An 11,330-nucleotide genomic window follows, 5' to 3' on the forward strand; every position below is an offset into this window, starting at 1 on the left:
ACAGAGTCAGCGGGGGGCGACGATGCAGTCATGCTCAAGTCGCTTCCTCACGCCTGCTCGAGGAATGAATCGATCACCTTTTTGTGGCCGGAATGGTCGAAATCGACCTCCAGCTTGTTGCCCTCGGCAGCGACGACATTGCCATAGCCGAATTTCTGGTGGAACACGCGAGAGCCGACGCGGAAGCTGGTCGAGCCGGGGGAGGAGGTGGCGACCAGCTCGGCGCGGCCCTCCAGCATCGGTGCAGAGCCTGTCCGGCCTCTCGCCGACTTGGCGCGGCGCCAGCCCGGCGTGTCATAGGTATCGTTCGTCTCGGCCATGTCGTTGAAGGAGGAATAGGCCGCAAGCTCCGATGCCGCATTGCCATAGAGGCCGGGCTCTGAGACGACCTCGACATGTTTCTCCGGCAGTTCGTCGATGAAGCGGGACGGCATGGCGTTCTGCCATCGTCCGTATACCAGCCGGTTCGCGGCAAAGGAAATGCGGCAGCTCTCCCGCGCGCGGGTGATGCCCACGTAAGCCAGACGGCGCTCTTCCTCCAGCCCCTCATTGCCGTTCTCGTCGAGCGAGCGGGCGGAAGGGAAGATTTCCTCCTCCCAGCCGGGTAAGAAGACTACGGGGAATTCGAGGCCCTTGGCCGCGTGCAGGGTCATCAGCATGACCTGGCCTTCGGACGTGTCCTGATTGATATCGGCCACGAGGGATACATGGTCGAGATAGCCGGCGAGGGTGTCGAACTCCCCGGCGGCGTTGACCAGTTCTTTCAGGTTTTCCAGCTTGGACGGCGCCTGCGGGCTCTTGGACGATTTCCAGAACTCCGTATACCCGCTTTCTTCGAGGATCGTCTCGGTTAGAATATCGGGACGTGCTTCGCGCGCGGCTTCGCCCCAGCGCATCAGGCCTTCGAGGAATTGCGTCAGGCCGGTGCGGGCCTTGCCCTTGATTTCGTCTGTTTCCAGCAGCATTTGCGCGGCGCGGGCGAGCGACACACCCTGCTTGCGGGCAGTGATGGTCAGCGCCTGGATCGCCTTGTCGCCCATGCCCCGGCGCGGCTTGTTGACGATCCTGAGGAACGACAAATCATCTTCCGGGTTTCGGGTCAGGCGAAGGTAGGCGAGGGCGTCGCGGGTCTCCTCGCGTTCGTAGAAGCGCGGGCCGCCGACGACCTGATAGGCGATGCCCGCCGTGTTGAACCGTTCCTCGAACGAACGCATCTGGAACGAGGCACGCACCAGCACGGCCATGTCGGAGAGGGAGCGACCCTTGCGCTGTTCGCTCTCGATATCGTCCGTCACCGTGCGGGCCTCTTCCTCGCCATCCCAGACACCGCGCAGCTTCACCTTCTCATGCTCGCTCTCGTCGTCGGTCCACAGCGTCTTGCCGAGACGGGTGCGATTGGCCTCGATCAGGCCGGAGGCGGCGGCGAGGATCGCGGGCGTCGAGCGATAGTTCCGCTCCAGCCGGATCACCTTGGCGCCGGGAAAGTCCTTCTCGAAATTGAGGATGTTGGCGACCTCCGCCCCGCGCCAGCCATAGATCGACTGGTCGTCATCGCCGACGACGCAGATGTTCCTGTTCTTCTGGGCGAGCAGCCGCAGCCACAGATATTGCGCGATGTTGGTGTCCTGATACTCGTCGACCAGCATGTAGCGGAACTTGTCCTGATATTTGGCGAGAATGTCAGGATGCTTCTGGAAGATGGTGATGTTGTGCACCAGCAGGTCACCGAAATCCGCCGCGTTCAGGGTGACCAGCCGCTCCTGATAGGCCTTGTAGAGCTCGATGCCCTTGCCATTGCCAAAATGGTGGGCCTCGCCCTTGGGCACATTGTCCGGCGTCAGGCCCCGGTTCTTCCAGTCGTCGATGAAGCTGGCGAGCCCGCGGCCGGACCAGCGTTTTTCGTCCAGCCCCGCCGCCTCGATCACCTGCTTGCACAGGCGCACCTGGTCATCTGTGTCGATGATGGTGAAGCTCGACTTGAGGTCCACAACCTCGGCATGGATGCGCAGGATCTTCGCGGCGATGGAGTGGAACGTGCCGAGCCATTGCATGCCCTCGACCACATCGCCGACGAGGTGGCCGATCCGCTCCTTCATCTCGCGCGCGGCCTTGTTGGTGAAGGTCACGGCCAGTACCTGCCACGGCGCGGCGAGGCGCGTGGCAAGGATATGAGCGAGGCGGGTCGTCAGCGCGCGCGTCTTGCCGGTGCCGGCACCGGCAAGCATCAGCACGGGGCCTTCGGTCGTCATGACCGCCTCGCGCTGGGCATCGTTCAGCCCCTCGAGGTAAGCGGCGGCATCGACGGGGGCGGGGCGTGCGGCAGCGGCAGCACGCTGGGACAGGGGGATATTCTCGGAACTCATGGTGAACATATAGGACCAAGAGAACGATTCTGGAACAAGGGCCGAATGCCGCGCCGGGGCAGGATCTTGATGAAAACCCTGCAACCTTTTGTTGGCGGTCAGGCAGAATGCACGATACGCTGGTGATCGACGAGGGAACGAAATCATGAAAGCAAAAATACAGGCGGTCTCAACCGCGACGGGCGCGCTCAAATTCGGCATGAACAATATCCTTCTGACCCTGAAGCTTTACTGGGTCGGCATGCTGCTTTTTGTCGGCGGTTATGCGCTGAGCTTTCTCGGCGCCATCCAGCTTGCGGGCGGGTTCGACGCGCTGGAAAGCGGGGAAGCGGCAGTGCCGTTTTGGCCGTTCCTGTTGGTTTTTGTCGTGGTGATGGGTCTGGGTGCCCTTGCGTTCGCGCCGGCGTCTGTGCGTTTGGCAAGGATTATCGCTGGAGATGCAGGTGAGCCATCCGGAATAGGCTATCTGAAGTTTACGGGGCGCGAGTGGCGATATGTCAAAGGGATGGTGATACTGGGGCTGATCTACCTGTTTCTCGTCTTCGTGCCCACCATGCTGCCCATGGCATTCGTGAACCTGGAAACGGGCGAAATACCTGCATTCCTCAGTATGTTGCCATTACTGATGTTCATCATCATGCTCGTATTCCTCTGGTTCATGCTGCGACTGGTCACCTTCCTGCCCATGATCGCAATAGAAGACCGGCTTTCCTTCCGTGATGCCTTCCGCATGACAAAAGGAAATGTCTGGCGGATCGTCGGGTCATTCCTGCTGCTTTACCTGATGCTGGTCGGCATATATTTCGCTGTTTTCTTTGGCGTCGCCCTCGTTTCCGGCATCGTCATGATCCCGCTTTCCTTGACAATGCAGGGAGGCGAGCCGGGGGCATTGACGATCATCCTCGGCGTCGTCCTCGGTCTTGTTTCCCTGGTATTTTACTTTGCCATGATTGCTTTCATGGGTGGCTCGTTCCATGCGTGGGGAACGAAGGTCTATCTGGCGCTGGCTCGCCCTGCAGTCGATGAGCCTGCGGTAGAAGCGGCTGCATCAGGATCAGACTCTCCGATGCCTGGCGGCCAGGACAACTAATCATTGTATCCGGGTCATTTCCGGTTAGGCTGTTTGCGGGGCGTATGAGTAGACGAGGGGAATTGGGGACATGAAGCCGAAACTTCGATCAGGGCAGCTGGCGACGAGTGCGCTTGGGCTTACGGCGCGGAACATCCCGCTCATCATCAGGCTTTTCCTGTTTCCGGCGCTGGCGGTGCTGGCGATCGAAGTGATCTATCTGGTGACCGCATTCGGGGACCTGTGGCTGGCGATCCTGCAGGGCGATGCTGGCGCCATCGAGGCGGAGGCCTATGGCCCGTCCTACTATTTGGCCGACGGTGCTCGCTATGTGATCAGCATGATCCTGTTTGCGCCCGGCACGGTGCGGCTGAGCCGGATCATCGCCGGCGACATCGAGCCGCCAGGCGGCTTCTGGCATTTCAGCTTTGGCGCGCGCGAATGGCGCTACGCCATCGCATCGGTCCTGGTTGCAGCTGTGTCCTGGATCTTTTTCCTGGCGCTGCCAGGCGGCTTGTCAGAGTTCGTTTTTGGCAACTTCATGCCGGACATCTACGCGCTGCTCGGCATTCCAGAGGGCATGGAAGTCTGGATATTTCTGGCGCTGTTGATCGGCATGGTCTGGCTGTCGGTGAAACTTATACCGTACCTGCCGATGGTGGCTATCGAGAACCGACTGGACATAGGCCGCGGGCTGGGGCTGAGCTTCGGCAATTTCTGGAACATTTTCGGGGCGCTGATCCTTTTCGGGATCATCCTTATAGGGCTTTATATCGCGCTGATGATCATTGTCGCGATCGTCATCATGATTGCCGCCTTTATCGGGATCATGGTGGCAGGGATCGAGGATTCCACCCACGCGGCCGAGGTCGGGACCATGATCGGTTTTGCCATCGGCTTTGTCGCCGGATATGGCTTCAGCGCTTTTTCCGCGTCGGCCACTTTCGTGCTGGCGGCCCTGGTTTATCTCGGCATCGTACGCCCCACGACAGAACAGGATCTGATCGACAAGCTCGACGATACGCCGATAAATCCCGAGGATGAGCCGGATCCGGATGGTCAAGACAGTACAAAAAAACCCGAGAGTGAGGCTGGTCAGGTGAAGGCAAATGATGCTGCGCCGCAATAACGGGCACTGAAATCTCGCTGGCAGAAAATGCTAGGCAATGATATCCTCAACCCGGGCGTGAAGGGGATATTACAATGAAAACCAAACTTGAAATCGTGAACACGGTGACCGAAACCGTGAAGTTCGCCTTTTCCAACTTGCCGATGACCATCCGCCTGGGCTGGCTTGGCGTCGTCCTGATGTTCGTCATCTTCCTGGGCGGTATGGCCGTCACCTTCGGTGCGTCCGGCGGCATGGAATTCATCGAGTCGCTGGAAAACATGGAAAATGGCGACTTTGACCCGCGCTTCATCGGCACGATCCTCGGCTTTTATGCCGGGCTGTTCTTCTGGGGCTTGCTTGGTGTGCTGGCGATGGTGCCGTTCATCGTCGTGATGCACCAGATTGCCGCGGGCGCTATCGAACCGCCACGGGGAATTGCCTTCTTCCGGTTCGGCGGGCGCGAGATAAAATTCATCGTCGCCAACGTCATTCTGTTCGTCCTGTCCAGCGTGGTCTTCATGGTCACCCTGCTGCCCGGCTATCTTGCGCTGATCATCGGTGTGTTCAGCAATGTGCCGGTTGAGGCGTGGCAGGCGATCGGGTCAGACCCGGACATGTTCGAGCAGGCGATCGAGAACAATGTCGATGGCGAGCAATCGGCCATGAGCGGATTGATCGTCGGGCTGGTCTTCCTTGTCGGGATCATTCTTTATGTCTGGTTCTCGCTGCGGGCGATCCTGTTCACTACCGCCGCTGCGGTGGAAAACGAATTCGCACCGTTCAGCGCCTTTGGCCTGACCGGCGGCAATGTCTGGCGCATCCTGGCGGCGGTGCTCTTCTTCTTCGTCGTTATCCTGGCGCTGGAGATGCTGGTGGTCACGGTGATGTTCATCGGCGGCGGTATCGTCGGCGCGATGATGATCCCGCTTTTCATGCAGGGTGGCGCAGCCGCTGTCGCTGGCGGGGTGGTCGTCGGTGTCGTGATCATCGCGCTGTACGTGCTGATGATCGCGTTCTTCGCCGCGCTGGAGATCGGCTTCAAGGGCAAGATGTATCAAAGCCTGACGCGGGATGTGTCGGCGGAGCCTGTAGAAACCTGAGTTCAATGACTGAGTATCAGACCGGTGCGGGCAATGAACCCGGCACCGGTCATCAGTAAAGAGAGTATCCATGAAGCCGAAACTGCAGGTTATCGAGAGCCTCACCGAAACGCTCAAATTCGTATTCACCAATATCCCGACGATCTTCCGGCTGAGCTGGGTCGGCATCCTGTTGTCCATGCTGGTCTTTGCCGGGTTGGGATATGCGATCTATGACAGTGTCGACTGGAGAAATTTCTCCGCGCTGGGCGAAGATGACAGCGGAGCAGAGGCGATGGCTGCCGTTGGTGACTTCTTCAGGGTTTATGGCGCTATAGTCGGTTGGTTCTTCCTGTCGTTTATCGTGTTGACGCCGTTCATGGTCGTGCTGAAGCAGGTGGCCGCGGGGACCGCGTCTGCACCGGTCGGTATCGGCTATTTCCGCTTCGGTGCAAGGGAATGGAATTTCCTCGGCTCCCATATCGTCCTTCTTCTGCTGTCCATGGTGGTCTACCTCCTGCTGGCCCTCGTCGTTGGTGGCCTGTTCGTCGGTGTGATGATGGGTGGTGCGATGATCGATCTGTGGGGAAACATTTTCGCAGACCAGGCGGGGACAGGTTCACTTGATACGCCTTCCGCTGCGCAGATCGCCCTGATTGTATTGTTCTACATCACTGCGATCGTCCTGTTTTCGTGGTACTGCCTGCGCGCCAGCCTTTTCACGACAGCCGCCGCGATCGAGAACAGTGTGGCGCCCATGGGCTCGTTCGGCCTCACTGGCGGCAATGTCTGGCGCATTCTGGCGACCTTCATCCTCTATTCTCTTTTCCTGATGGCGGTGGAGATGGTGCTGCAATTCGTGTTCATGTTCGTCTTCCTCGGCAGCAGCTTTTCCATGGTCGGGGAGTTGCAGGACGATACGATCCCTTGGGGCCTGTTCGCTGTGCTGGGCATCGCCGGTGGTGTGTTCATGATGGTTTACATGATGGTCCGCATGGCGCTGGACACGACGCTGACCGCGAAAATGTATCAGAGCCTGACGCGCACTGATGACGGGGATGACGACCTGGTCGGCGGGCTGAGCAACGAGCCCCAGCCGCTGGCGTAGTTTCTAGCCTTCGGCCAGTACCCGTTTCGGGTGCATGCCGTTGACCATGCCCATGAAGGGCGGCATCACCGAATAGCCAAGCATGGTCTGCAGCTCTGGCGTCAGGGTGCGGACGATCTCCTTTGGCGTCGACAGGAAATAGTTCTCCTGCGTCCGACACCACGGCTCGCAATATTGCGCCGTCACTGCGAGGCGGGAGGCATCCGACCGGTTCTCGCCGCCGCCATGCCACAACGTGCCACCATAGAAGACGACGGACCCCTTCGGCATCACCGCCTGGATGCGCTTGTCGTCATCCGTCGGCTGGCGGTCATCGCCCCATGTCTCGCTGCCCGGCACTATATTGGTCGCGCCGTTCTCTGCGGTGAAATCGTCGATGGCCCAGACCGTTGCCGCGCCCATTGGCGGGCGAGGGCGGGCCACCGGATAGAATGAATCGTCCGGGTGCAGATATTGGCCGGTTTCGCCGGGCAGGATGTTGATCACCTGCAGCTGCGAGAGCAGGTAATTGGGCCTGAACATGCGGTCGAGCAGGGCGAGGATGCGGGGATGGTCGACCAGCCGGTCGCAGGCGCGCGTCTTGGTCAGCACCGAATAGAGCCGTTGGGTCGCCTTGCCCTCGAACTCGTTGCGCCCGGTATGGGAGAGCAGTGGCAGCAGCACCTGCTTGATGCGGTCGCATTCCGCCTCCGGGATCAGTCTTTCGAGGATGACATAGCCATCGCGCTGCAAGGCCTGCCAGTCCCGTTCGACATCGGCGGGATCGGCCTTGCGCTCGTAATTTTCCAGCTTGTGGGTACCGGTCAGGTCCTTTTGCAGGTCTTCATAGCCGATCACGTCCGGCTGGTGCTTTGCGGATGGGGTGCTCTTGTCGGCCATATCATCCTCCCTTTGGAAGGAATGATAACGCCCCGCCATGACGGAGCAATGACGGGGCGCAGTTGACTTGCAGTCTGTCTCTCCTGCCTAGCTCGACTCTGCGAGCAGGGAGAGCTGTTCGATCACCGCCTTGTTGTGGGCCTGTGCCTGATCGGTCAGCGGCGTTGGATAGTCGCCGGTGAAGCAGTGGTCCGTGAAGACCGGCGCCTCGTCGTCCCGCGCGCCCTTGCCGAAGGCCTTGTAGAGCCCATCGAGGCTGAGGAAGGCAAGGCTGTCGGCACCAATCTTGGCGCACATTTCATCGACAGAATGGCTGGCGGCCATCAATTCTTCACGCGACGGCGTGTCGATGCCATAAAAGTCCGGGAAGACGATCGGCGGGCAGGCAATGCGGAAATGGACTTCCTTGGCCCCGGCCTCGCGCAGCATCCTGGTGATCTTGCGAGAGGTCGTGCCGCGCACCAGCGAGTCGTCCACCAGCACCACGCGCTTGCCCTTGACGACACCGAGATTGGCCGAGTGCTTGCGGGCAACGCCGGCCTCGCGGATCGCCTGGTCCGGCTGGATGAAGGTGCGGCCGGAATAGTGCGAGCGGATCAGCGCCATCTCGTAGGGGATGCCGGATTTCTGTGCAAAGCCGATGGCGGCAGGCACGCCGGAATCCGGTATCGGGGAGACGATGTCCGCCTCGATCGGCGCTTCCTTGGCGAGCTTGCGGCCCAGCTTCTTGCGCATCTCATAGACGCTCTGGCCGTCGACGAAGGAGTTCGGGCGCGCGAAATAGATCAGCTCGAAAATGCACGGGCGCGGATGTTTCGGGGCCGGGAAGGCCTGGCGGGTCTCCACCGTGCCGTCCTCGTGACAGATGACGACTTCACCCGGATTGATCTCGCGCTCGAATTCCGCGCCGATCACGTCGAACGCGCAGGTCTCGGACGCCAGTACAGGTGCGCCGTCGACACGGCCGAGCACCAGCGGGCGAATGCCCTGCGGGTCGCGCACACCGATCATGGAATGCTGGGTCAGGATGCACAGTGCATAGGCGCCCTCGATCGAGGCAAGGCTGTCGATCACCTTGTCGACCATGGTGATGCCACGCGACAGCGCGGCAAGCTGCATGAAGACTTCGGAGTCAGTCGTGGTCTGGAAGATTGAGCCCTTGCGGATCAGCTCCTTGCGCAGGGTGCGGGCATTGGTCAGGTTGCCGTTATGGGCGATGCCGAGGCCGCCGCGATCAATGTCTGCATAAAGCGGCTGGATATTACGCACGACCGTGTCGCCGGTTGTCGAATAGCGCGTATGGCCGATCCCGGCATGGCCCTTCAGGCCGTCAAGCGTTGCGGTCTCGGTAAAGTTGTCTGAGACGAGGCCCAGATGGCGTTCGGAATAAAACTGGGCGCCGTCCCAGGTGATGATGCCAGCCGCTTCCTGGCCGCGGTGCTGCAGGGCGTGAAGCCCGAGCGCGATTTTCGCGGCGGCCTGGGGATGGCCGATAATGCCGAAGATGCCGCATTCTTCCTTCAGTTTCGGTCCGCCGCCATAAAGCTCTGCAAGGGCCGAAGACTGGCGCTTCACCTTGGCGTTTTCGCGTTTCAAAAAGGCGGCTGCCCAGCGATTTGGGCTCATGTCGGAATTGGCAGTCACAGGATTGGCTCCGTAAATACTCTAGATAAACCTGTCAGGGGCACTCGATGCCGCCATGTCACTCGTGTCAGCGGTGGTCGTCACCGTCTCTAGTCCCATGCTCTCAAGCAGGTCTGCAGCACCCGCCGCAAGACCCAGTGTAAGTGCATCGGTGATCGCCGGCGGCATCCGGTCGTCCTCGAAATAGTAATCGAGGGCGAGAAACAAAAGGCCGACGACGATATAGCCACGTAAAAAGCCGAAGATCACGCCGAGCACCCGGTCGATACGTCCGGGCTTTTCTGCAATGAATCGGCTTACCAGACTGTTTAGAACAATCAGGGAAACGATAAAGATGACGGCAAAAACGACCAGGAAGAGGATGATCGCCGTCATCGTGGAGCCGGAAGCAAAAAGCTCCCCCAGAGGAGGAGCCAGATAGTAGGCAGCGATGACCCCGGCCGCGAGGGCGACGAGGGTGGTAATTTCACGGGAAAAGCCGCGGAATGCCGCGAAAAGAACGGACAGCCCTAAGATACCCAAAACAATAAGGTCAAACCAGGTCATCAGCGCACGCCTTCACCGTTCCTGTTACCTTCCCCGACCCTTCCTTAACGCGATTGCACGTCGTGCGCCATGGCAATTTCGCAAAAGGTTCATCTAATTTCGGATCATGCGGACTGGCGGACCCAGCGGACAAAATCGTCCAATCCGGCGAAGCTGTTTAGCTTCAAGTCGCGGGATTTCAGCTTGGTCGGGGTCAGCGCACGGGAGAAGCCGAGCTTGGCAGCTTCCTTCAGGCGCGCATCGGCCTGCGGCACGGGCCGGATCGAGCCGGACAGGCCAACCTCGCCGAAGACGGCGGTGTCGCGTGGCAGGGCGATATCGGTGAGAGATGAGACGAGGGCGGCAGCCGCGGCAAGATCGGCGGCGGGCTCGTTTATCCGGAGGCCACCGGCGACGTTGAGGAACACATCGTGCCGCCCGAAATCGAGCCCGCAGCGTGTGTCGAGCACGGCGAGCAGCATGGACAGGCGCGCTGAGTCCCACCCCACGACCGCACGCCTTGGCGCGCCGAGGGAGGACTGGCTGACAAGCGCCTGAATTTCAACGAGAACCGGCCGTGTGCCTTCGATGCCGGCGAAGACGGCTGAGCCGGAGATCGTGCCGTCATTTTCCGACAGGAACAGCTCCGACGGGTTGGAGACCTCGCGCAGGCCGGCGCCGGTCATGTCGAAGACGCCGATTTCGTGCGCCGCGCCGAAGCGGTTCTTGACCGCGCGCAGGATGCGGAAGGAGCGTCCGGCCTCGCTCTCGAAGTAAAGCACGGCATCGACCATGTGCTCGACGACGCGGGGCCCGGCGATCTGGCCGTCCTTGGTGACGTGGCCGACAAGCAGCATGACGGTATCGGTCTGCTTGGCAAAACGCACCAGTTCCTGGGCGCAGGTGCGCACCTGCGTCACCGTGCCGGGCGCAGCGGGCAGTGTGTCTGACCAGAGCGTCTGGATCGAGTCCATGATGACGACATCGGGCTTGGCGGTCTTCAGCGTCGCGAGGATGTCCTTTAGCGCGGTGGCGGAGGCGAGATGCACCGGCGCATCGGCAAGGCCAAGACGGGAGGCCCGCAGGCGGATCTGGGCGACGGCTTCCTCGCCAGAAATATAAGCGACGCGGCTGCCGCCCTTGGCGAGGCCCGCAGCGACCTGCAGCAGGAGGGTCGACTTGCCGACGCCGGGGTCGCCGCCGATGAGAAGGGCTGAGCCGGGAACAAGGCCGCCACCGGCGGCGCGGTCGAATTCCATGTTGCCGGTGGAGATACGCGGCTCTTCGCTCAGCTCGCCCTTTAGCGAGACGAGGTCGATGGCTTTGCCCTTGCCGGAGGATTTGGCCGAATGGCTGCCGGAGGGCGCGGCCTCGGTCTGTTCGAGTTCGATCGTGTTCCACTGGCCGCAGGCCTCGCAGCGCCCGGCCCATTTGCCATAGGCAGCCCCGCAGGACTGGCAGATATAAGAGTCGGATGATCGCGCCATGGGATGGTCTCTAGGTGGAAGTTCCTGTTTTGTCCACTCTAGAGTTGCGGGGCCGATTCGCCAAA

At 60.7% G+C, this 11,330-nt stretch carries 9 protein-coding genes; 4 read left to right on the forward strand and 5 right to left on the reverse strand.

Annotated elements, in window-relative coordinates; genetic code table 11:
* Positions 1–47 precede the first annotated feature (47 nt).
* A complete protein-coding gene (locus tag FF098_RS03505) occupies positions 48–2,372 on the reverse strand; it encodes an ATP-dependent helicase (RefSeq protein WP_373291471.1) in 2,325 nt (774 codons plus the stop codon).
* An 82-nt stretch (positions 2,373–2,454) separates the two neighbouring features.
* Here FF098_RS03505 and FF098_RS03510 point away from each other — a divergent pair, with 82 nt between their 5' ends.
* The 4 genes from FF098_RS03510 (at position 2,455) to FF098_RS03525 (ending at position 6,730) form a co-directional block, all read left to right on the forward strand.
* Positions 2,455–3,453, forward strand: a complete 999-nt coding sequence (locus tag FF098_RS03510; protein ID WP_155137455.1) for a hypothetical protein — start codon at positions 2,455–2,457, stop codon at positions 3,451–3,453.
* 70 nt (positions 3,454–3,523) lie between these two features.
* Positions 3,524–4,561, forward strand: coding sequence for a hypothetical protein (locus FF098_RS03515; protein WP_155137458.1), 1,038 nt, complete (start codon positions 3,524–3,526; stop codon positions 4,559–4,561).
* A gap of 74 nt (positions 4,562–4,635) precedes the next feature.
* On the forward strand, positions 4,636–5,643 hold the full coding sequence (locus tag FF098_RS03520) for a hypothetical protein (protein ID WP_155137461.1): 1,008 nt from the start codon (positions 4,636–4,638) through the stop codon (positions 5,641–5,643).
* A 70-nt stretch (positions 5,644–5,713) separates the two neighbouring features.
* Positions 5,714–6,730 (forward strand): hypothetical protein, encoded by a 1,017-nt coding sequence (locus FF098_RS03525; RefSeq protein ID WP_155137464.1) that lies wholly within the window; start codon positions 5,714–5,716, stop codon positions 6,728–6,730.
* A gap of 3 nt (positions 6,731–6,733) precedes the next feature.
* Here the strand turns inward: FF098_RS03525 and FF098_RS03530 are convergent, their stop codons facing one another.
* The 4 genes from FF098_RS03530 to radA all read right to left on the reverse strand — a co-directional run bounded on the left by FF098_RS03530 (position 6,734) and on the right by radA (position 11,265).
* Positions 6,734–7,609, reverse strand: coding sequence for a phytanoyl-CoA dioxygenase family protein (locus FF098_RS03530; protein ID WP_155137467.1), 876 nt, complete (start codon positions 7,607–7,609; stop codon positions 6,734–6,736).
* 87 nt (positions 7,610–7,696) lie between these two features.
* Positions 7,697–9,235 (reverse strand): amidophosphoribosyltransferase, encoded by a 1,539-nt coding sequence (gene purF, locus FF098_RS03535; protein ID WP_155139371.1) that lies wholly within the window; start codon positions 9,233–9,235, stop codon positions 7,697–7,699.
* 39 nt (positions 9,236–9,274) lie between these two features.
* Positions 9,275–9,799, reverse strand: coding sequence for a CvpA family protein (locus FF098_RS03540; protein ID WP_155137470.1), 525 nt, complete (start codon positions 9,797–9,799; stop codon positions 9,275–9,277).
* Between the two features lie 104 nt (positions 9,800–9,903).
* Positions 9,904–11,265: a DNA repair protein RadA gene (radA, locus tag FF098_RS03545; protein ID WP_155137473.1), complete on the reverse strand. Its 1,362-nt coding sequence runs from the start codon at positions 11,263–11,265 to the stop codon at positions 9,904–9,906.
* Positions 11,266–11,330 lie beyond the last annotated feature (65 nt).

The sequence above is a fragment of the Aquisalinus luteolus genome (assembly GCF_009712425.2).
GTDB classification, from domain to species: domain Bacteria; phylum Pseudomonadota; class Alphaproteobacteria; order Caulobacterales; family Parvularculaceae; genus Aquisalinus; species Aquisalinus luteolus.

Coding starts and splice junctions, on each gene's coding strand:
- FF098_RS03505 (WP_373291471.1), bottom strand. CDS start 2,372: ATGTTCACCATGAGTTCCGAGAATATCCCCCTGTCCCAGCGTGCTGCC.
- FF098_RS03515 (WP_155137458.1), top strand. CDS start 3,524: ATGAAGCCGAAACTTCGATCAGGGCAGCTGGCGACGAGTGCGCTTGGG.
- FF098_RS03520 (WP_155137461.1), top strand. CDS start 4,636: ATGAAAACCAAACTTGAAATCGTGAACACGGTGACCGAAACCGTGAAG.
- FF098_RS03525 (WP_155137464.1), top strand. CDS start 5,714: ATGAAGCCGAAACTGCAGGTTATCGAGAGCCTCACCGAAACGCTCAAA.
- FF098_RS03530 (WP_155137467.1), bottom strand. CDS start 7,609: ATGGCCGACAAGAGCACCCCATCCGCAAAGCACCAGCCGGACGTGATC.
- purF (WP_155139371.1), bottom strand. CDS start 9,235: ATGAGCCCAAATCGCTGGGCAGCCGCCTTTTTGAAACGCGAAAACGCC.
- FF098_RS03540 (WP_155137470.1), bottom strand. CDS start 9,799: ATGACCTGGTTTGACCTTATTGTTTTGGGTATCTTAGGGCTGTCCGTT.
- radA (WP_155137473.1), bottom strand. CDS start 11,265: ATGGCGCGATCATCCGACTCTTATATCTGCCAGTCCTGCGGGGCTGCC.